This window comes from Xanthobacter sediminis (genome assembly GCF_043195015.1).
Taxonomy (GTDB): Bacteria; Pseudomonadota; Alphaproteobacteria; order Rhizobiales; family Xanthobacteraceae; genus Xanthobacter.
On record NZ_JBAFWH010000018.1, the window covers coordinates 25,959 to 46,869 of the forward strand.

Here is a 20,911-nt window from a genome sequence, read left to right on the forward strand (position 1 = left end):
CTCACTCCGCGGGCGAGGGCGAAGGGGCGGCCGGCGCCGGCCGCTTCAGGCGCCCGGAAAGCTGGGACCACAGCCCCAGCACGCCCCGAGGCAGGAACAGCGTGACCACCACGAACAGCGCGCCGAGGGCAAACAGCCACGCCTCCGGCAGCACGCCGGTGAACCAGGTCTTGCCCGCGTTCACGATGAGCGCGCCCAGCGCCGCCCCCACCAGCGTGCCGCGCCCGCCCACCGCCACCCAGATCACCATCTCGATGGATTGGGCGGGGGCGAACTCGCCGGGATTGATGATGCCCACCTGCGGCACGTAGAGCGCGCCCGCCACGCCCGCCAGCATGGCCGAGAGGGTCCAGGCGAGGAGCTTGTAGTTCTCCACCCGGTAGCCCAGGAACCGGGTGCGGCTTTCCGCGTCGCGCACCGCCACCAGCACCTTGCCGTATTTGGAGGTGACGAGGGCGCGGCAGACGAGATAGCCCGCCGCCAGCGCCAGGGCCGAGGCCACGAACAGCACGATCCGCGTGGACGGCGCCTGGATGGAGAAGCCCAGGATGTCCTTGAAATCGGTGAGGCCGTTATTGCCGCCGAAGCCCATGTCGTTGCGGAAGAAGGCGAGCATCAGCGCGAACGTCATGGCCTGGGTGATGATGGAGAGGTAGACGCCCGTGACCCGCGAGCGGAAGGCAAGCCAGCCGAACACGAAGGCCAGCAGCCCCGGCACCACCAGCACCATGAGCATCGCGAAGGGAAACCAGTCGAACCCCAGCCAGAACCAGGGCAGTTCCTTGTAGTTGAGGAACACCATGAAGTCCGGCAGCACCGGATTTCCATAGACCCCGCGCGGGCCGATCTGGCGCATGAGGTACATGCCCATGGCGTAGCCGCCCAGCGCGAAGAACGCCCCGTGCCCCAGCGAGAGCACGCCGCAATAGCCCCACACCAGGTCCACCGCCACGGCCAGCAGCGCGTAGCAGAGATACTTGCCGATGAGCGGGATCATGTAATCCGGCACATGCAGCGGATTTCCGGGGGGCAGCAGCAGGTTCGAGGCGGGCACCAGCACCGCCGCCGCCAGCACGAGAACGAGGAAGATGCCGCCGGTGCGGTCGATGATGCCCCTCATGATTCCACCGCCCGGCCCTTGAGCGCGAACAGGCCGCGCGGGCGCTTCTGGATGAAGAGGATGATGGCCACCAGCAGCAGGATCTTGCCCAGCACGGCGCCGGCGAAGGGCTCCAGCAGCTTGTTGGCGATGCCGAGCGTGAAGGCGCCCACCAGCGTGCCCCAGAGATTGCCCACCCCGCCGAACACCACCACCATGAACGAGTCGATGATGTAGCCCTGGCCGAGGTTGGGGCTCACGTTGTCGATCTGCGAGAGCGCCACCCCGGCGATGCCGGCGATGCCCGAGCCGAGGCCGAAGGTGAGCGCATCGATGCGCCCGGTGCGGATGCCCATGGCCGCCGCCATGCGCCGGTTCTGCGTCACCGCCCGCACATAGAGGCCGAGCGGCGTGCGCTTCAGCACCACCAGCAGCGCCGTGAACACCAGCAGCGCGAACACGATGATCCAGAGCCGGTTCCAGGTGATGGAGAGGTGCCCCAGCTCGAACGCGCCGGACATCCAGGAGGGGGCGCCCACCTCCTGGTTGGTGGGACCGAACACGGAGCGCACCGCCTGCTGCAGGATGAGCGAGACGCCCCAGGTGGCGAGCAGCGTTTCCAGCGGGCGGCCGTAGAGGAAGCGGATCACCGTGCGCTCGATGAGGATGCCCACGAGGCCGGTGAACACGAACGCCGCCGGCAGGGCGATGGCGAGCGACCAGTCGAACAGATGCGGCGCCGAGGTGCGGATGGCGTTCTGCACCACGAAGGTGGTGTAGGCGCCCAGCATCACCATTTCGCCGTGGGCCATGTTGATGACGCCCATGACGCCGAATGTGATGGCGAGGCCGATGGCGGCCAGCAGCAGCACCGAGCCCAGGGAGAGGCCGTACCAGACGTTCTGCGCCACGGACCAGAGCTTCAGGCTGCGCTCGATGGCCTCGATGCCCTGGGCGGCGGCGGCCGTCACCGCGGCGGGGGCCGTGGCCGGCACCGTGCGCAGCAGGCCGAGGGCCTCCTGGTCGCCCCGCGCGGCGATGAGCTTCACCGCCGCCAGCCGCTCCGCCTCCGGCGCGTCGGCGGTGCCGATGAGGATGGCGGCGCGGGCCTCCGCCAGCGCCGCCCGCACATCCGTCACCTTCTCCTGGGCAAGGGCGGCCTCCACCGTGGCGAGCGCCGCGGCATCGCGGGACTTGAACACGGCGGCGGCCGCCTCGCGCCGCTTCGCGGGATCGGCATCGAGCAGGGAGAGGGCGCCCGCCGCCGCCTCGATGGCGCGGCGCACCCGGTTGTTGGCCCGCACCGGGGAAAGGCCCGCCGGCGGCGCGGCCACGGGGGCGCCGGTGGCGGCCTCCTCCAGGGCGCCGGCCGGGGTGCGGATGAACACCGCCTTGGTGGCGGGATCGAACAGGAGCCGCCCGTCCGCCAGCGCGGCCACGATGGCCGCTGCCCGCGTGCTGCCGGTGGCGGAGAGCGCGGCAAGGGCGTCGGCCGTGTCGGAATAGCTGTCGTTGGCGAACCGCGCCACGGTGACCGAGAGATCCGTCGTCTCGGCCCGCGCGGCGGGCACCGCCAGCGCCGCGCACAGCAGGAGGACAACCGCCAGCATGGCCCGCATCCAGCGCACCGGCGGCGCGTGTAGCGGGCGGGCGGGACAGGCCGGAAGGCGCGGAACGGGAAGGCGCATGGCGGAATCACCCAGTACGGGGCCGGGGGCGGGAGCCGGAGGGGCCGCGCCCGGCCCACCCCGCGCGGCGGGGCCGTGGCGCCGCTGCGGGGTGGAGGGATGCGGCCTTGCGGCCGTTGCGCGCCCTCTCCCCGGGCTGGGGGGAGAGGGCCGGGTGTGAAGCCCTTCCGCGCGGCCGAGAGCTTTGCTTTGCGGAAGGAGCCCCTCGCCTCCACGCGGCCTGCCCCCACCGGGAGGCCGGCCGGAATCACCCGAGGCGAATGACGCGCGCGCCCGCAGCGGCCGCGAAGGCCATGGCGGGCGCGCGAATGCTCAGGCGGCGCCGGTCATTTGGCAGCGGAGCCGAGGCAGACGTTCTTCACGGTGTCGAAGTTGCCGCAATTGTACTTCACCCAGTCGGCCACCAGGTTCTTGGAGCCCTCGAGATAGCGCGACCAGGCCTCGCCGGGGATCAGCTCCTTGGTCTTCCACACCACGTCGAACTGGCCGTTGGCCTCCACCTCGCCGATGAAGACGGGCTTGGTGATGTGGTGGTTGGGGAGCATCTCGGAAATGCCGCCGGTGAGGTTCGCCTGCTTGATACCCGGCAGCGCCGCGATCACCTTGTCGGGATCGGTGGTGCCCGCCTTCTCCACGGCCTTCACCCACATGTTGAAGCCGATGTAGTGCGCCTCCATGGGGTCGTTCACCACCCGCTTGGGGTTCTTGGTGAAGGCGAGCCACTTCGCGATGAATTCCTTGTTCTCCGGCGTGTCGATGGACATGAAGTAGTTCCACGCCGCGAGATGGCCCACCAACGGATTGGTGTCGATGCCGGCAAGCTCCTCCTCGCCCACCGAGAAAGCCACCACCGGAATGTCCGTGGCCTTCACGCCCTGGTTGGCGAGCTCCTTGTAGAAGGGCACGTTGGCGTCGCCGTTGATGGTGGAGACCACCGCCGTCTTCTTGCCCTGCGAGCCGAACTTCTTGATATCGGACACGATCGTCTGCCAGTCCGAATAGCCGAACGGCGTGTAGTTGATCATGATGTCCTCGTCCTTCACCCCACGGGACTTGAGGTAGGCTTCGAGGATCTTGTTGGTGGTGCGGGGATAGACATAATCGGTGCCGGCGAGCACCCAGCGCTCGACCTTCTCCTCGTTGGCGAGGTAGTCCACCGCCGGAATGGCCTGCTGGTTGGGCGCGGCGCCGGTGTAGAACACGTTGCGCTCGCTCTCCTCGCCCTCGTACTGCACGGGGTAGAAGAGGATATTGTTCAATTCCTTGAACACCGGCAGCACGGACTTGCGCGACACCGATGTCCAGCAGCCGAACACCGCGGAAACCTTGTCCTTGGTGATGAGCTCACGCGCCTTCTCGGCGAACAGCGGCCAGTTGGAGGCGGGGTCCACCACCACCGGCTCCAGCTTCTTGCCGAGCACGCCGCCCTTCTTGTTCTGCTCCTCGATGAGCATGAGCATCACGTCCTTCAGCGTGGTCTCGCTGATGGCCATGGTGCCGGACAGGGAATGCAGGATGCCGACCTTGATGGTGTCCTCGGCCTGCGCGGCGCCGCCTGCGCCCGCCAGGGCGCCGGCCGTGGCGCCCGCGAGCGCCGCCCCGGCGGCGAGCCGCCTCAGTCCCCTGCCCGCCCTCTCGAACAAACGGCGCATGCCCGTCTCCCCTCTGGCCATTCCCTGCCCGGCCGCTCGACGGTCCGGACGCGCCCAAAACAGCAAGGGCCATGCCAAGCGGCGGGAGCAGAAGGGGAGGCTGGGGGAATCGCGGCCAAAGATGGGGCCTCATATGGCGAAGTATATTACAATACCTTCGTTCTGCCTGCTGCATGGGCAGTTGCGCAAATCATCGCCATGACTATCCCCGGCGGAGCGGCCCCGCCGGAGGCCGTCACGGGTCCTCGCCGAGGCTGAGCAAGAGCGTGCCGCCCGCGTCCATCCTCCCTCTCGGGAAAGGAAAAACTTGTGGCGCCGGGCCTTGACGCGCGCGCCGCGCCGGCCTTCCGTGCGCGAAGAACGAAGACGTGAGGAGAAACGCGGTGGATGACCTGATCGCGGGCTACAAGCGGTTCCGGGAAGTGGCCTGGCCGGAGCGCAAGCAGGTGTTCGAGCAGCTCGCTGCCAAGGGGCAGAAGCCGGAGACGCTGGTGGTGGCCTGCTCCGACAGCCGGGTGGATCCGCAGATGATCTTCAACGCCGGCCCCGGCGAGATGTTCATTGTGCGCAATGTCGCAAACCTGGTGCCGCCCTACCAGCCCGACGCCAATTACCACGGCACCTCGGCCGCCATCGAGTTCGCGGTGCGGGTGCTGCAGGTGAAGCACGTGGTGGTGATGGGCCATGCCCAGTGCGGCGGCGTGCACGCCCTGCTGGAGGGCGCCCCGCCCGCCGCGCAGGACTTCGTCGCGAACTGGATGAAGATCGCCGAGCCCGCCCGCCGCATGGCGATGGAGGCCGACCTGCCGGCGCCCGAGCGGGCGCGCTTCTGCGAGCAGTGCTGCGTGAAGCTCTCCCTGTCCAACCTCGGCTCCTTCCCGTGGGTGCGCGAGCGTGTCGCCGGCGGCGACCTTGCCCTGCACGGCGCCTATTTCGGCGTAGCCACCGGCCGGCTTGAGGTGCTCCGGGAGGACGGGGACTTCCACGCCGCCTGAACGACGGCGGTGGTGATTTCATACTGTCATCAACGGCAGATTAGAGAGTATCGGGGCCTTGCCGCGCGGGCATTCGCGCCGCGGCAGGCTCCGGTGCCGAAGGCGAGGTCCCGAGCCGGTCCAGAGTGGCGTTCTACGGGGGAGAAATGGGATGAACGTGGGCAAGATCAACGCCGATGCCATTGCTGGCTCCGCGTCCAACGCGCTGGTCGGCCGCCTCGGCCATGAGCACGTCGCCGACATCGTCGAGTTCCTGAACGCCAAGAAGGTAGAGGAAGCGACCGACGTGGTCGCGGCCATGCCGCTCGCCTGGGCGGTGGAAGTGCTCGACCAGCCGCAGTTCCACGACGCCTGCGAGGTGATCGAGGCCCTGCCCCAGGAGAAGGCCGTCTCCATCCTTGAGGGCATGTCCGCCGACCGGGCGGCCGATGTCCTGCGCTGGGTGGAGGAGGAGGCCCGCGCCCGCCTGCGCAATGGCCTGAACCCCGAGATCCGCAGTGCCATCGACCACCTGCTCACCTATCCGGAGGGCACGGCCGGCTCGCTGATGACGACGGAGTTCGTCAGCGTGCCCGCCGACTGGACCGTGCAGCAGGTGCTCGACCACGTGCGCGCCGTCGAGAGCTCGCGCGAGACGGTCTACGCCATCTACGTGCTCGACCCGGCCACCCGCCGGCTCATCAACACGGTGACCCTGCGCCGCCTCATCTCCGGCGCGCCGGAGGCCAACATCCTCACCGTGGCGCAGCCCTACGCGCCCATCACGGTCTCCCCCGCCCTGTCCCGCGAGGAAGTGGCGCGCACCATCTCCAAGTACGACTTCCTGGCGATTCCGGTGGTGGACTCCACCGGCCACATCATCGGCATCGTGACGGTGGACGACGTCATCGACGCCATGATCGAGGAGCAGACCGAGGACGTCCAGCGCATGGGCGGCATGGAGGCCATCGACGAGCCCTACCTCGACATCTCCTTCTTCAAGATGATCCACAAGCGCGCCGGCTGGCTGTGCGTGCTGTTCCTTTCGGAAATGCTCACCACCTCCGCCATGCAGGTGTTTTCGGACGAGCTCGAGAAGGCGATCGTGCTCGCCCTCTTCATCCCGCTGGTCATGAGCTCGGGCGGCAACTCCGGCTCGCAGGCCACCTCGCTCATCATCCGCGCCCTGGCGCTGCGCGACGTGACCCTGAAGGACTGGTGGCGGGTCGCCATCCGCGAACTGCCCACGGGCATCGTGCTCGGCACCATTCTCGGTATCATCGGCATCATCCGCATCGTCGTCTGGCAGGAAGCCGGCATCTTCGATTACGGCGAGTACTGGAAGCTGCTGGCCGTCACCATCGGCGCCTCGCTCATCGGCATCGTGACGTTCGGCTCCATGGCCGGCTCGCTGCTGCCGTTCGCGCTGAAGCGCCTGGGCTTCGATCCGGCCACCGCCTCGGCGCCCTTCATCGCCACGCTGGTGGACGTCACCGGCATCGTCATCTACTTCTCGGTGGCCTGGCTGTTCCTGCACGGCACCGTGCTCTGATCTGAGGGACGGCCGGGCCAATTTCACCATTGCGCCCGGCCGGCACCCCGGAGCATCTTCTGCGGCCTCGTTCAAGATTCTTCCTGGAAGCGGCCCCATGGTGCAGCTCGCGTTCATCCTCGTCGGCGCGCGGGCGCTGCGCCGGCGGTGGTGGGTTCTCCTCATCGTCGCGCTGGCGCTGTTCGCGCTCGCCGGCCTCATCGTTGCCGACCTTCTCGACGGCACCGTCAGCATTGCCGCCGAGCTGTTCGGCTATGTGCTCCTGTTCGAGGGCCTGCTGGGCCTGTTCATCGGCATCGCCAGCCCCAGCCGCGCAGGGCGGGTGTTCACAGTCGCCCGCTCCGTGGTGCTGGCGGCGCTCGGCATCCTCATCATCGACCTGCCCCTGCGCAACGACACCGCGGTGGCGATCCTGTTCGGCATCGCCTTCGTCGTCGACGGGGCGGCGCGCATCCTGTCCTCCTGGGTGGTGCGCTTCCCGCGCTGGCGCATCATGGCGGCGGTGGGCGCCGCAGAGGTGGTGTTCGCCGCGCTGGTGGTTTCCGACTGGCCTATGCCGCACCGCTACAACGTGCCGGTGTGCATGAGCCTGCTGCTCATCGTGAGCGGCTGGGTGGTGCTGCGCACCGCCCTGATGCTGCGCACCCACCTCGATGAAGTGGCCATCCTGGCGCTGCCGGTGTTCGGCGCCCGCGACTGGTACGACAACGCCCCGGTGCTGGTGGACGACGGCAGCGCCCCGCCCTCGCGCCCGCAGCGCCACGCCGAGCCCATGACGGTGCGGGTGTGGACCCCCGTGGGCTCAGCCGACGTGCGCGGGCGTCGCCCGCTGATCGATCGCTACATCGCCGCCGTGGACACCGAGGGCTCCATCTCCACCGGCCATTCGGCGCTGGAGCTGGGGCCGGACCTCTACATCAGCCACTATCCGGCGCAGGAGATCGAGACCGGCGCCTCGGAGTTCACCCGCCGGCTGCGCGCCTCCGCCGAGAACAACGTGCGCGGCCGCTTCCAGCCCTCCTATGCCCAGGAATCCGCCAATTGGTGCGAGGCGGACCAGAGGGTGGATTTCCACACCTACGACACCCGCCGCCTGCGCGCCTACTGGGCCGGCTACCGGCAGGACGACACCTACAACCTCACCAACCGCAACTGCTCGGTGGCGGTGGCGGCGGCGCTCGATTCGGCGCTGGAGGGGGCGCTCGCCACCCGCATGCCGTGGCTGCGCCTTGCCATGCTGCTGCTGAACCCGGACCTGTGGGCCGCCGCCTACATCCGCTCGCGCGCCCAGAGCATGAGCTGGACCCCCGGCCTGGTGCTCGACTACGCCCGCACCCTGAAGCGCATCGTGGAGCCGGGCGAGCGCTCCTTCCTTGCCCGGCTCGCCGATTTCCTGCGCCGCCTGCGCCCCCGCCGCGCCGCCGCCCCCGAGGGAAGCCTGCCATGACCACGCCGGACACCGCCGCCGACACCGCCCCGCTCCTTCCCGGCGGAGGGGAAGGCCACCTTCTGGCGCGCGGCGCGGTGATCGCCACCGCGGCGGTGTTCGGGCTCACCTATTCGCTCAGCGCGCCGCTGCTGGCGCTGGGCCTCGCCCAGCATGGGCTCTCGGAAACGCTCATCGGCGTCAATGCCGCCATGCATGCGGTGGGCGTGCTCATCATCGCCATGCTGCTGCCGCGCATCGTGGCGCGGCTCGGAGCGCGCCGCGTCATCATCGGCGCGGTGGCGATTTCGGCGGTCGCGCTCATGGCGTTCCCGGCCATGCCCACGGTGTGGCTGTGGTTTCCGCTGCGCCTGGTGCTGGGCATGGCGGCAGAGGCCCTGTTCGTCACCTCGGAAACCTGGATCAACGCCCTCTCCACGGACAGCACCCGCGCCCGTGCCATGGCGGCCTACACCGCGGCCCTCTCCATCGGCCTCGCGCTCGGGCCGCTCATTCTCTCCCTGGTGGGCTCAGGTGGCGTGCTGCCCTATGCGCTCGGGGCGGCGATCTGCCTCGCGGCGGCCGCGTTCGTGGCCTCGCCGCGGGTGCCGGCACCGCATTTCGAGGAGCCGAGCGTGGGCTCGCCCGTGCACTACCTGCGCCTCGCCCCGCTGGCACTGGGCGCCACCGCGCTGAATGCCGCCATCGAGACCGCCGGCCTCTCCTTCCTGGCGCTCTACGCCATCGGCCTTGGCTGGGGCGAGGTGGAGGCGACGCGGCTGATGTCGGTGATGATGGTGGGCGCCATTCTGCTGCAGCTCCCCATCGGCTGGCTGGGCGACACCATGGACCGGCGGCGGCTGGTGATCGCGCTCGCGGCGGCCTCCGCGCTGGGAGCGGCGGTGTGGCCGCTGGCGCTCGGCCATACGCTCGCCACCTATGCCCTGCTGTTCGCCTGGGGCGGTGCCTTCGTGGGCATCTACACCATCATGATCACCATCGTCGGCGCCCGCTTCAAGGGCGGCGACCTCGTGGGCATCTATGCGGTGAGCGGGCTGTTCTGGGGCTTCGGCGCCCTGGTGGGGCCGCTCGGGGCTGGCATTTCCATGCAGGTGCACGCGCATGGGCTCGCCTTCTTCGCGGCGGCGGCCTGCGGCCTGTTCGCCCTCGCCGCCTGGCGCCTGCGCTCCAGCTGCTGACCCTTAGGGAAAGGACATCGCCATGGCCCAGCCCGATCTCCCCGCCATCGCCCTGGAGGCGCTGCGCGGCCTTCTGGAAGATGCCATGGAGCGCCTGCCCGGTGAGCCGGCGGTGCGCGTCAGCTCCCCCTGGCAGGGGCCGGAGCACGGCCTGTTCGTCCACCTGCACGACATCGCCGGCCGCGACCCGGCCGCCACCGCCGAGCCGCGCTGGCGCCTAAGGCTGCTGATCGGCGCCTTCGCCGCCACCGACCTCGACGTGCACCGCCTGATGGGCCACGCGAGCGCTGCGCTTCTCGCCCGCCCCCGCATCGAGGCCGACGACATGGCGGCGGCGGCCACCCGCCTGCACCTGCCGGAGCCCGCGCCGGCCGGCCTCCATGGGCGCCTCGCGGCCGAAGCGCTTTCCATCGCGGACATGACCCGCCTGTGGCAGCGCTTCGCGCCCATGCGCTACAGCCTCTCCTCCGGCTGGAGCCTGGAGATCGCCTGAGCCCCCGCGAAACGGCGCAGAGGGCGAGTGGCCACGCGCGAAAGAAGGACGCAGCCACCACCGCCCAAAAGGCGATTGATGGCAGGCGCCACTTGTTGCAACCTTGCCCTCATTCGCCGGCGTACTTGGCGCAGCATTGTTTTCGTGGACCGTTGGAGCCGCCGCCCCGCGCGCTCCGGAACATGAGGATGTGGCCATGACGACCGCATTTTTCGCCATCGTCACCGTCGTCGCGCTGCTGTGGATGATGCGCGTGGAAGCACGCCTTCGGGAAATCTTCGATCGCCTCGACCGCCTGGACCGGCAGGAACAGGCCGAAGAGAGCGCGGCCGAAGCGCTTCAGGAACGCCTCAAGAGCTTCTAAGGCCCCGCGACCACCCTGGGCGCATGCGAATCGGCGCTTCGGAGGGGACGGGCTGCGCGCGCCCGTTTCGAATCATCTGAAGCGAATCATCGTTTTCGGCCGCCAGCGTCACGCGTGAATCGCCAGCACATCGGCAATGGCGCCGCCGCATGCAAACGACGTGTTTGGAGCGTTGAGGAAAACAAGAGGCTGACATGCCTGCCCACAGAAGGCGGGGCCTTTCCGGCCCTGGTACGCACGACACTGGACAGTGCGGCGATCTCTTCAATGTCCGGCCCTGGCATGCCGAACTCTGAGGCACTGGTCGGAGTGGCAGGATTTGAACCTGCGACCCCCACGTCCCGAACGTGGTGCGCTACCAGACTGCGCTACACTCCGTGCCCAGGGCGCTGCTCCTAGCATGCTCTTTCTCCGGGATGCAAGTGCCAAGTTCGGCCCTGTTCGCTTGAACGGTGGATGGCCCCATGCCATAGGAAGCCGGCCACAGGGGCGCCCCGCGCAAACGGCGGCTGCCCGTGCGGCATCAACGGCTTGAGAATGTGGAGTATGGGCAAATGGCGACGGACGGTTTCGCGAGCGGTCTCCTGAAGGGCAAGCGCGGGCTGATTCTGGGCGTCGCCAACAATCGCTCCATCGGCTACGGAATCGCCAAGGCGGCGCGCGCCGCCGGCGCCGAGATCGCCCTCACCTACCAGGGCGAAGCGCTGCGGAAGCGCGTGGAGCCCCTCGCCGCCGAGCTGGGCGGCCACCTCGTGGGCCATTGCGACGTGACCGAGCCGGAGACCATCGACGCGGTCTTCGCCGAGACGGAGAGGCTGTTCGGCAAGCTGGACTTCCTGGTCCACGCCATCGCCTTCTCCAACAAGGACGAGCTCGACGGCCGCTATGTGGACACGACCGCCGACAACTTCACCAAGACCATGTTCATCTCCTGCTATTCCTTCACCGCCATCGCGCAGCGGGCGGAAAAGCTGATGAAGGACGGCGGTTCGCTCCTCACCCTCACCTATTACGGCGCCGAGAAGTGGATGCCCCATTACAACGTGATGGGCGTGGCCAAGGCGGCGCTGGAGGCCTCGGTGCGCTACCTCGCCGCCGACCTCGGCCCCAAGGCCATCCGCGTGAACGCCATCTCGGCCGGCCCCATCAAGACCCTGGCCGCCTCCGGCATCGGCGATTTCCGCTACATCCTGAAGTGGAACGAGCTGAACTCGCCGCTGCGCCGCACCGTCACCACCGACGAGGTGGGCGACACGGGCGTGTACCTGCTGTCGGATTTGTCGCGAGGTGTGACCGGAGAGGTGCACCATGTGGACGCCGGATATCATATCGTCGGCATGAAGCATCCCGATGCGCCGGACCTGGCGCTGGTGCGCGACTGAGCCGCCCCCCCCCGCGGCCAGCGCCGACAGGAGACCTGACATGCGGACCGCCCTGCGCCTCGCCCTCGCCGCCCTCGTGCTGCCGCTCGCGACCGGCGCCGGGGCGCAGAGCCTGCCGACGCTCCAGCAATACCCGCTGCGCGAGCGCATCCTCGGCCCCGGCGGCGCCTTCTTCCCCGATTACGTGACGCCGAGCTATTCCGGCTACTCCTTCAATACGGGCATTGGCCCCGGCGCACGCCTGCCCCGGGGCGCCATCTTCGCCGCCGGCACGGTGGACTACAACTGCCAGCAGAGCCAGGTGCCCGACATCAAGGTGGTTTCCGCCCCGCCCGGCGCCAAGGTGAGCGTGGCCTATGCGCCCTTCACCATCACCGGCACCGATGGCGGCGCCACCACGCCCTGCCTGGGGCGGCCCACCAAGGGCGCCGTAGTGTTCTTCAAGGGCCGGCGCACGCCCGGACAGAGCGTGACCCTGCGCGTGACCTACCCCTCCCTCGGCGCGTGGTACGACCACGTCGTGCCGGTGCCCGCCCGCTGATGGGCGCCTGCGGAGGCGTGACGGCGGCGCGCGGCACCGGAGCAGCACCCGTGCGGTGCGCGTGCGCCACGGCGCTGCCCGCGGAGCATCGGCCATGACCTCTGCCGAATCGCCCCCGCCCGCCAGTGGCGAGGGAATGCGCCGCTTCTTCCTGGTGCGCCACGGCGAGACCGACTGGAACGTGGCGGGCCGCCTGCAGGGCCGGCGCGACGTGCCCCTCAATGCCCTCGGCCGCATCCAGGCCGGGCGCGTGGGCCGCGTGCTGCACCAGCTCGCCGGCCCGGCGGAACAGCTCACCTTCATATCGAGCCCGCTGGTGCGCGCCACCGAGACCATGCGCATCCTGCGCACCAGCCTCGATTTGCCGGCCCACGACTTCGCCACCGACATCCGCCTCGCGGAGCTCTCCTTCGGCCGCTGGGAGGGGCAGACCTGGCCCGAGCTGCGGCGGCGGGACTTCGACGCCGTGCGCCGGCGCGACCGCGAGCCGTGGACCTTCGTGCCCCCCGAGGGCGAAAGCTATGTGGACCTCTCGCGCCGGGTGCTCGCGGCCATCGATGCGCTGCCGGGCGACGCGGTGATCGTCACCCACGGCGGCGTCATCCGCGCGGCGCTGCATGTGCTGGCGGGCATGCCCTCCGCCGAAGCGGCGGTGCTGCCCGTGCGCCAGGGCGCGGTTTACGTGGTGGCCGGCGGGCGCTTCGCGGTCGCCGACTGAGCCGGTTTCACCTGCCCCTCCCGACCGCTCTCTTCCTGGCATTCTTCTTGCTGCGACAAATCGTTGGGCCGCGCGCTGTCGCGAAGGCGACGCGCGGCGGCGGGCGTCCCGCGCCCGCGCGCGTTTTGTCGAACCGTTCATTCTCGCATTTCAGGGGATTTCCATGACCGACATGGCCGAGCTGCAGAAGCGCAAGATGCCCCTCAACCTCGCCATCGTGCACGTGGACCCGGACGCCTTCATCGCCAATTACGTGCCGTGGCTGGAGATCACCGCCTACATCATGGCCCAGCGCGCGGGCGAGGCCGCGGCCCCGGTGGATGGCCGCACGCCCGCGCTGACGCCGGCGCAGCTCGCCACCGGCGGCGTGCACAACGTGGGCAACGACACCGTGTTCGCCTTCTGCATGACCGCTGCGCTGAAAGGCGACAAGGCCGCCGTGGAGAAGGTGGAGAGCGCACTCGTCGAAGCCATGGGCAAGGAATATCCGGGCAACTTCGCGCTCTGGCACTTCCGCTCCCAGATCGACGCGCCGCAGACCCTGGAGGACTTCGTGGGCCAGGCCGGCAAGAAGATGCTGGCCGGCGACATTCCCCCGCCCCCCATGCGCGCCAAGGAGAACTGGAACGCGGGGCTGCGCTTCTTCGAGAAGGCCCGCAAGTCCAATTTCGTGAGCGAGATCATGTTCCCGCTCGCCCGGTGGACGCGGGAGCGGTGGACCGAGACCCAGGAGAAGGGCATCGCCTTCATGGCCCATATCGAGGACAACGTGCCCCTGCTGCGCGAGCTGCTGGAGGACCCGCGCAACGATCAGGCCTTCATCGCCAACATGCTGCTGAAGATGGCCCCGGCGGTGGACATGGAACTGACCGACGAATACCAGGGCTTCCTGCGCTCCCTCGCCCGGCGGGACTAGAGCCAAGGGCCCCCGGCCTCGCCTCCCGAGCGTCGGGCAAGCCCATCTGGCATTCGCGCGAAGCCGTCCCGGCCCCGGGTCGAGGACCGTGGAAGACAGTATAAGCCGGCCGAGCCCGCCGGAGGTGCGCTCAGGCCCCCGCCGGTGCGGCGGCGAGGGCTCCGCTGGCGAGCGTGAAACCGTTGCGCCCGGAGCGCTTGGTCGCGTAGAGGGCGCGGTCCGCGGCCTCGATCAGCAGGTCCAGAGTGCCGGGCCCGGTGCCGTCAGCCATCGCCACCCCGACACTGGTGGTGAGGCAGATGGCGTGCCCGCGCCATTGCAGCGGCGCCTCCGCCACCACGCGCACCAGCCGTCCCGCCACCTCCGCCGCCTCGCCGGGGTGCGGGCCTTCGATCAGCATGGCGAACTCGTCGCCGCCGAAGCGGGCGGGCAGGCCCCGCGGCCCGGCGCAGACGGCGCACAAAGCGGAAAAGTGGCGCAGGCAGGCATCTCCCGCGGCGTGGCCGAGCTGGTCGTTGATGCCCTTGAAATTGTCGAGGTCGATCAGCAGCATCGCCAGCGTCTGCTGCTCCGCCCGCGTGCGGACGAAGGCCTCCTGCGCGGCTTCCAGGAAGTGGCGGCGGTTGGGCAGGCCGGTGAGGTGGTCGGAGGTCGCGAGCCGGGCCAGCTTCAGGCGCAGCCGGTCCACTGCCATCAGCAGGAAGCCGAGATACCACAGGCCCGCGCCCACGATGACGGTCACCAGCAGGTAAGCCGCGACGGTGTAGTAGCCCTCGGTCGAAAGCCGCCCGAGAAGGCGCAGGATGTTCAAGCCGGCCTCGGTGGCCTGGCCCGCGATGGCGATGAGGATGCCGGCCGCAGCCACCTTCGCGCCCAGCGCGCCGCGCCCCCACCGGCAGAGCGCGAGGAACGACAGCGCCAACGGCACCAGCTGGGTGCCGGCATAGGCCACGTTCTGCCCCGCCCGCGTGTCGCCCGCGAGGAAGCCCGCCGCCACCGCCACGGCCACGATGACCGCGCCGATGCGCAGGCGCGGGCCACGGCCGTAGAACTCGCGGATGCCCTGCCACACCAGCACGAAGCCCGCGACCACCACCGCGTTTCCGAGAATCATGAAGGCGCGGCCCCAAGGGGTGCCATCGCCGGACATGAGCAGCCCGCCGAGGGTCGTCATCACCGCCGCGCCGAGCCACCACCGCGCGCCGGGAATGTCCCGGTGCATATAGGCAAAGCCCGCCCAGATCACGCAATAGCAGAGCGAGTTGAGCAGGATGATCAGATAGAGCGTCTGAAAGTCCAGCCGCATCGTCGCTTCCAGGAATTGAACCTGCGCGGAGCCCGCGCGCCGGACGGCGGCGCTCGGCGGACGCAGGTTACACGATGCCGCCGCGAAAGAAAGCCGCGCGGGACCGGAATACGCACCCAAGGTTGCATTCGCGCCGGGCAATACACCACTCTTTGCCCCAAGGGCTGGCCGTGGCGGCGGGAACGGGCTATGCGAGAAGGACGGCCGACCGGATGCCAGGGCGTGGAGGGCCGGCGTATGGAGATCCTTTTCGTCGGCGCGGGCCTCGCCAACAGCCTCATCGCCGCGCGCCTGTTCGAGCGGCGGCCGCAGGTGCGCTTCACGTTGCTGGAGGCGGGTGAGAGCGTGGGCGGCAACCACACCTGGTCGTTCCATGCCTCCGACCTCGACGCCGCCGGCGCCGCCTTCATCGCCCCCTTCCGGGCCCTGGCCTGGATCGGCCACGAGGTGCGCTTTCCCGCCTTCTCCCGCACCCTCTCGGGCCATTACGGCTCGGTCACCTCCGAGCAGCTCGCCACAGTGCTGGCGGAGCGCGTGTGCGCGCGCATCCGCACCGGGGCCGAGGTGGTGGAGGTGGCGCCGTTCCACGTCACCCTGGCGGACGGCACCCGCATCACGGCCGACGCGGTGGTGGACGGGCGGGGCGCCGCGCCCTCGCCCCACCTGGACCTCGGCTGGCAGAAATTCCTGGGGCAGGAGGTGCGCCTTGCCCGCCCGCACGGGCTCCGGCGGCCCGTCATCATGGATGCGCGGGTGCCGCAGCTCGACGGCTATCGCTTCGTCTACCTGCTGCCCCTCGATGCCGACACCCTGCTGGTGGAGGACACCTGCTACAGCGACGGGCCGGAACTGCCCATCGACGCGGTGCGCGCGCGCATCGCCGATTATCTCGCCGCCCAGGGCCTCGTGGCCGACTATGTGGTGCGCGAGGAAGCCGGCGTGCTGCCCATCGCCCTCGGCGGCGACATCCGCGCCCATCTGGCGGAGGGGTTGCCGCAGGTGGCGCGCACCGGCCTTAGGGCCGCGCTGTTCCATCCCACCACCGGCTATTCCCTGCCCGACGCGGTGGCCCTGGCGGAGCTGGTGAGCACCCTGCCCGATCTCTCCGGGCCCGCGCTGGCGGAAGCGATCCGCCGCCACGCCATTTCCACCTGGGAGCGGCGCGGCTTCTTCCGCCTGCTCAACCGCATGCTGTTCCGCGCCGCCGCGCCCGAGCGGCGCTATGCGGTCCTGCAACGTTTCTACGGCTTGCCGGAGGGGCTGATCGCGCGCTTCTATGGAGACCGCCTCACCCTCGCCGACAAGGCGCGCATCCTGACCGGGCGGCCCCCGGTCCCGCTCCTGCGCGCCGCGCGCTGCCTTCCGGAGACCAAACGCGCCGTGGCTCCCCGCTGATGCTCGACAAGATCCGCCCCTTCCGCACCGCCGCCGTCATCGGTTCCGGCTTCGGCGGCCTCGCCCTCGCGATCCGCCTTCAGGCGGCGGGGGTGGCCACCACCATCTACGAGCGGCGCGACAAGCCCGGCGGGCGCGCCTATGTCTACCAGGACGAGGGCTTCACCTTCGACGGCGGGCCAACCGTCATCACCGATCCCTCCTGCCTGGAGGAGGTCTTCGCCACCGCCGGCCGCCGGATGTCGGACTATGTGGAGCTGCTGCCGGTCTCGCCCTTCTACCGGCTGATGTGGCCGGACGGGCGCTCGTTCGACTACGTGAACGACCAGGACACGCTCGACGCGCAGATCCGCAGCTTCGCGCCGGAGGATGTGGAGGGCTACCGCAACTTCCTCGCCTATTCCCAGCGGGTGTTCGAGGAAGGCTACCTGAAGCTCGGGGCGGTGCCTTTCCTGCACTTCTCCGACATGCTGCGCGCCGCCCCGCAGCTGCTGCGCCTGCAGGCGTGGCGCTCGGTCTATTCCATGGTGGCGAAGTTCATCACCGAGGAGCATCTGCGCGAGGCATTTTCCTTCCACTCGCTGCTGGTGGGGGGCAACCCGTTCGCCACCTCCTCCATCTATGCGCTCATCCACGCGCTGGAGCGCAAATGGGGCGTGTTCTTTCCGCGCGGGGGCACCGGCGCGCTGGTGCGCGCGCTCGCCAGCGTGTTCGAGGACCTGGGCGGCGAGATCCGCCTTTCCACCCCGGTGGAGGACATCATCGTGGAGGGCGGGCGCGCCACCGGCGTGCGCCTGAAGGGCGGCGAGAGCGTGCCGTGCGACATCGTCGCCTCCAACGCGGATGTGGTGCACACCTATTCCAGCCTGCTCAAGGGCACCCCGCGCGGCCGGCACGAGGGGCAGCGGCTGGCGGGCAAGCGCCACTCCATGTCGCTGTTCGTCACCTATTTCGGCGTGAAGCGCACCTGGGACCACCTGACCCAGCACACCGTGCTGTTCGGCCCGCGCTATCGCGGCCTCGTCAGCGACATCTTCAACCGCCCCGGCCTCGCGGAAGACTTCTCACTCTATCTCCACGCGCCGAGCGTCACCGATCCCGCCCTCGCGCCGGAGGGCTGCACCGGCTTCTACGCGCTCTCGCCGGTGCCCCACCTGGGCACGGCCCCCATCGACTGGGACAAGGTGGGCCCCGCCTATCGCGAGCGCATCCTCTCCAACCTGGAGCTGAGGCTGCTGCCAGGGCTGCGCGAGAACATCGTCACCACCCGCATGCTCACGCCGCTCGGCTTCCGCGACGAGCTGAACGCGCACCTGGGCTCGGCCTTCTCGGTGGAGCCCATCCTCACCCAGTCCGCCTGGTTCCGTCCCCACAATCGCGACAGCAAGATCGCCAACCTCTATTTCGTCGGCGCCGGCACCCATCCGGGGGCGGGGGTGCCGGGGGTGGTGGGCTCGGCCAAGGCGACGGCCGGGCTCATCCTCGCCGATTTCACCACCGGCCGCGTGCGGCCGCGCCGGACATGAGCGCGCCGGGAGAACGCCCGGCCCCGGAGCCGCCGCACGATACGCGCGCGCCGGCGGCCAGCGTGCTCGGGGCGAGCGAGGCAGCCATCGCCCAGGGCTCGAAGAGCTTCGCCGCCGCCGCCCGCCTGTTCGATTCCCGCACCCGCGCCGATGCCGTGATGCTCTACGCCTGGTGCCGCCATTGCGACGACGTGGTGGACGGGCAGGTGCTGGGCCATGGGCGGGTGGCGCAGGCGCTTTCCCCGCAGGCGCGGCTCGATGCCCTGTGCGAGGAGACGGCGCGGGCCTATCGCGGCGCGCCCTCGGCCCACCCGGCCTTCGCCGCCTTCGCCGAGGTGGTGCGGCGCAATGCCATTCCCGAGCGCTACCCGCTCGATCTGCTCCAGGGCTTCCGCATGGACGTGGAAGGCCGGCGCTACGAGACCATGGGCGACACGCTGCTCTATTGCTACCACGTGGCCGGGGTGGTGGGGGTGATGATGGCCCTCGTCATGGGCGCGCGGGAGGAAAGCGTGCTCGACCGCGCCTGCGACCTCGGCCTCGCCTTCCAGCTCACCAACATCGCGCGCGACGTGGTGGAGGATGCCGCCATCGGCCGCGTCTACGTGCCGGCGGAGCTGCTGGCGGCGGAAGGCGTGCCCGCGGAGGCGCTGGCGGAGGCCGAATACCGCCCTGCCCTCGCCCGCGCGGTGGCCCGGCTGCTCGATACGGCGGAGCCCTATTACGACGAGGCGCGCATGGGCATCCGCGCCCTGCCCTGGCGCTCGGCCTGCGCCATCTCCGCCGCGCGCGGGGTCTATCGCGCCATCGGCCGCAAGGTGCGCCGGCGGGGGGCTGCGGCCTGGGATGATCGTGTCTCCACCGGCACGGGCGAGAAGCTGGCGTTGCTGGCGCGCGGCATCGCGGAGGCGGTGGGCACCCGTCTGGCCGGCCCCGCCCCGGCACGGCCCGCGCAGCTCTGGACCCGGCCGCGATGACCCATTTCGCGGTGGTTGCCCCACCCCTACCGGGCCATTACAACCCGTTGCTGGTGCTGGCGCGGGAGCTGGGCCGGCGCGGCCACCGCGTCACCTTCCTGCACATGGCGGACGCGGAGGCCCTGGTGGCGGGGCGCGGCGCCGGCTTCGCCGCGGTGGGGCGGGAGAGCCACCCGCCCGGCGCGCTCGCCGCCTATCTGCGCCGGCTGGCGCGGCCGAACGGCCTGTTCAATCTCATCGCCATGCTGCGCGCCACCGCCGCCCTCACCGACATGCTCTGCCGCGAGCTGCCCCGTGCGCTCGCGGCCATCGGCGCCGAGGCGGTGATCGCGGACCAGACCGAGGCCGCCGGCGCGCTGGTGGCGCGGCACCTGGGGCTGCCCGTGGTCTCCACCGCCACCGCCTTGCCGCTCGATCGCGAGATCGGGGTGCCGCCGCCCTTCGTGCCCTGGCCCTATGACCCCTCCGAGCGCGGGCTCATCCGCAACCGGGGCGGCTATGGGGTGACCGACCTGCTGATGACCCCTATGCGCCGGGTGCTGGCGCGCCACGGCGCGGCCTTCGGCCTCGATCCGGAGCAGGACCAGGGCTTCTCGCCCCTGCTGACGGTGGCGCAGATGCCGCGCGGGCTGGATTTTCCCCGCGCCGCGCTGCCCGCCACCTTCCATTACGGCTCGCCCTGGCGCGATGCGGACGACGCCGCCGGCGCCCCCTGGACGCCGCCGCCGGACGACGGACGGCCCCTTGTGTTCTGCTCCCTGGGCACGCTCCAGGGCGCGCGGGGCGCCCTCTTCATGAAGGTGGCGCAGGCGGCGGCGCGGGCGGGTGCCCGGCTCCTCATCGCCCACGGTGGCCTGCTTTCGGAGCGGGAGGCGGCACGGCTGGCGCCGCTGGCGCAGGTGCACGCCTTCGTGCCCCAGCGCAGGGTGCTCCAGCACTGCGCGGCGGCGGTGCTCCATTGCGGCATGAACACGGTGCTCGATGCCCTCGCCGCCGGGGTGCCGCTGGTGGCCATGCCCATCGCCTTCGAGCAGCCGGCCACCGCCGCCCGCCTCGCCCATGCCGGCGCGGCGCAGGTGGTGCCCGCCGCCCGCGCGCGCACCGGCCGCCTCGCCCGCGCGCTGGAAGAAGTGCTCTCCACCCCCGGCCCCCGCGCCGCCGCCCGCCGCCTCGCGGCCGAGATGGCGACCCATGGCGGGGCGACAGAAGCCGCGGACCGCATCGAGGCGGCATTGGCCTGAGCCTGTCAGCAGGCGGCAGCCGGCCTCCACGCCCCGGGAGCGCTGCCGGGCGGTGGCAGGCCGGAGCGCACAGGCGCAGCGGCCCGGTGCGGCAAGCCCCTGCGGGACTTGGATTTTGGGCCCCGCTTCCGCGCTTCGTCCCGCGCCTTCCAGCCGCCGGCCGAAAGACATTGAGCCACGCGGAAGGCCACTCCCACGCCCGCGCCCTGGGGAGGAAAGAGCCGGCCGCCCACGCAAAAAGCGCGGCAGGTATCGTGCGGAAGGCCACAATGCGGCGCCGGCGACGCCGCCGGACGGCGGCAAACCGGGGAACGCCCGGCATCGCGCGGTGCCGGGTCGCGGCGCGAGATTCGGATTCCGGATCCCATTTCCGCGCTTCATGCCACGCCTTCCAGCCTTCTGCCACAGGTCGCCGAGCCATGCGGCTGGGCTTCTCCTGGGCCAGTGCCAGAGCGGAGGCAG

At 70.4% G+C, this 20,911-nt stretch carries 18 protein-coding genes and 1 tRNA gene; 14 read left to right on the forward strand and 5 right to left on the reverse strand.

The annotated features are described in order from the left end of the window. Window position 1: 1 nt before the first annotated feature. From urtC to urtA, 3 genes are all read right to left on the reverse strand, one after another. Window positions 2-1,120: an urea ABC transporter permease subunit UrtC gene (gene urtC, locus V5F61_RS18190; protein ID WP_393990261.1), complete on the reverse strand. Its 1,119-nt coding sequence runs from the start codon at window positions 1,118-1,120 to the stop codon at window positions 2-4. Beyond that, window positions 1,117-2,709, reverse strand: a complete 1,593-nt coding sequence (gene urtB, locus V5F61_RS18195; protein WP_393990260.1) for an urea ABC transporter permease subunit UrtB — start codon at window positions 2,707-2,709, stop codon at window positions 1,117-1,119. The genes urtC and urtB overlap by 4 nt, the downstream gene beginning before the upstream one ends. Window positions 2,710-3,113: 404 nt before the next feature. Then, window positions 3,114-4,439, reverse strand: coding sequence for an urea ABC transporter substrate-binding protein (urtA, locus tag V5F61_RS18200; protein ID WP_393990259.1), 1,326 nt, complete (start codon window positions 4,437-4,439; stop codon window positions 3,114-3,116). Window positions 4,440-4,822: 383 nt separating this feature from the next. On the opposite strand from urtA, the gene V5F61_RS18205 reads away from it, so the two are divergent. The 6 genes from V5F61_RS18205 to V5F61_RS18230 all read left to right on the forward strand — a co-directional run bounded on the left by V5F61_RS18205 (window position 4,823) and on the right by V5F61_RS18230 (window position 10,447). Further along, window positions 4,823-5,434 carry a carbonic anhydrase gene (locus V5F61_RS18205; RefSeq protein ID WP_393990258.1) on the forward strand — a complete coding sequence of 204 codons (612 nt, stop codon included), beginning with the start codon at window positions 4,823-4,825 and terminating at the stop codon, window positions 5,432-5,434. A 151-nt stretch (window positions 5,435-5,585) separates the two neighbouring features. Further along, a complete protein-coding gene (mgtE, locus tag V5F61_RS18210) occupies window positions 5,586-6,965 on the forward strand; it encodes a magnesium transporter (RefSeq protein WP_393990257.1) in 1,380 nt (459 codons plus the stop codon). A gap of 97 nt (window positions 6,966-7,062) precedes the next feature. Continuing rightward, complete coding sequence (locus tag V5F61_RS18215; RefSeq protein WP_393990256.1) at window positions 7,063-8,412, forward strand: HdeD family acid-resistance protein; 1,350 nt, start codon at window positions 7,063-7,065, stop codon at window positions 8,410-8,412. After that, window positions 8,409-9,590, forward strand: coding sequence for an MFS transporter (locus V5F61_RS18220; RefSeq protein WP_393990255.1), 1,182 nt, complete (start codon window positions 8,409-8,411; stop codon window positions 9,588-9,590). The genes V5F61_RS18215 and V5F61_RS18220 overlap by 4 nt, the downstream gene beginning before the upstream one ends. A gap of 22 nt (window positions 9,591-9,612) precedes the next feature. Next, on the forward strand, window positions 9,613-10,083 hold the full coding sequence (locus V5F61_RS18225; RefSeq protein WP_393990254.1) for a hypothetical protein: 471 nt from the start codon (window positions 9,613-9,615) through the stop codon (window positions 10,081-10,083). Window positions 10,084-10,279: 196 nt separating this feature from the next. Then, a complete protein-coding gene (locus V5F61_RS18230) occupies window positions 10,280-10,447 on the forward strand; it encodes a hypothetical protein (protein ID WP_393990253.1) in 168 nt (55 codons plus the stop codon). Window positions 10,448-10,748: 301 nt separating this feature from the next. Here V5F61_RS18230 and V5F61_RS18235 read toward each other — a convergent pair. Continuing rightward, a tRNA-Pro gene (locus V5F61_RS18235) sits at window positions 10,749-10,825 on the reverse strand. 176 nt (window positions 10,826-11,001) lie between these two features. On the opposite strand from V5F61_RS18235, the gene fabI reads away from it, so the two are divergent. The 4 genes from fabI to V5F61_RS18255 all read left to right on the forward strand — a co-directional run bounded on the left by fabI (window position 11,002) and on the right by V5F61_RS18255 (window position 14,004). Further along, window positions 11,002-11,829 carry an enoyl-ACP reductase FabI gene (gene fabI / locus V5F61_RS18240; protein WP_393990252.1) on the forward strand — a complete coding sequence of 276 codons (828 nt, stop codon included), beginning with the start codon at window positions 11,002-11,004 and terminating at the stop codon, window positions 11,827-11,829. A gap of 40 nt (window positions 11,830-11,869) precedes the next feature. Continuing rightward, window positions 11,870-12,370: a hypothetical protein gene (locus tag V5F61_RS18245; RefSeq protein WP_393990251.1), complete on the forward strand. Its 501-nt coding sequence runs from the start codon at window positions 11,870-11,872 to the stop codon at window positions 12,368-12,370. Between the two features lie 94 nt (window positions 12,371-12,464). Beyond that, window positions 12,465-13,088: a histidine phosphatase family protein gene (locus tag V5F61_RS18250; protein ID WP_393990250.1), complete on the forward strand. Its 624-nt coding sequence runs from the start codon at window positions 12,465-12,467 to the stop codon at window positions 13,086-13,088. Between the two features lie 163 nt (window positions 13,089-13,251). Further along, complete coding sequence (locus tag V5F61_RS18255) at window positions 13,252-14,004, forward strand: hypothetical protein (RefSeq protein WP_393990249.1); 753 nt, start codon at window positions 13,252-13,254, stop codon at window positions 14,002-14,004. Window positions 14,005-14,134: 130 nt separating this feature from the next. On the opposite strand, the gene V5F61_RS18260 is transcribed toward V5F61_RS18255, so the two are convergent. Then, the gene (locus tag V5F61_RS18260; RefSeq protein ID WP_393990248.1) at window positions 14,135-15,310 is read right to left on the reverse strand and encodes a GGDEF domain-containing protein; all 1,176 of its coding nucleotides are present in this window, start codon (window positions 15,308-15,310) and stop codon (window positions 14,135-14,137) included. Between the two features lie 237 nt (window positions 15,311-15,547). Between V5F61_RS18260 and crtY the strand changes: the two genes are divergently transcribed. The 4 genes from crtY to V5F61_RS18280 are packed head-to-tail and all read left to right on the forward strand — an operon-like array spanning window position 15,548 to window position 20,449. Then, a complete protein-coding gene (gene crtY, locus V5F61_RS18265) occupies window positions 15,548-16,705 on the forward strand; it encodes a lycopene beta-cyclase CrtY (protein WP_393990247.1) in 1,158 nt (385 codons plus the stop codon). Continuing rightward, window positions 16,705-18,231 carry a phytoene desaturase gene (locus V5F61_RS18270; RefSeq protein ID WP_393990246.1) on the forward strand — a complete coding sequence of 509 codons (1,527 nt, stop codon included), beginning with the start codon at window positions 16,705-16,707 and terminating at the stop codon, window positions 18,229-18,231. Before crtY ends, V5F61_RS18270 begins: the two co-directional genes overlap by 1 nt. Continuing rightward, window positions 18,228-19,208, forward strand: coding sequence for a phytoene/squalene synthase family protein (locus V5F61_RS18275; RefSeq protein WP_393990245.1), 981 nt, complete (start codon window positions 18,228-18,230; stop codon window positions 19,206-19,208). Before V5F61_RS18270 ends, V5F61_RS18275 begins: the two co-directional genes overlap by 4 nt. Continuing rightward, window positions 19,205-20,449 carry a glycosyltransferase gene (locus V5F61_RS18280; protein ID WP_393990244.1) on the forward strand — a complete coding sequence of 415 codons (1,245 nt, stop codon included), beginning with the start codon at window positions 19,205-19,207 and terminating at the stop codon, window positions 20,447-20,449. Before V5F61_RS18275 ends, V5F61_RS18280 begins: the two co-directional genes overlap by 4 nt. The last annotated feature ends 462 nt before the right edge of the window (window positions 20,450-20,911 follow it).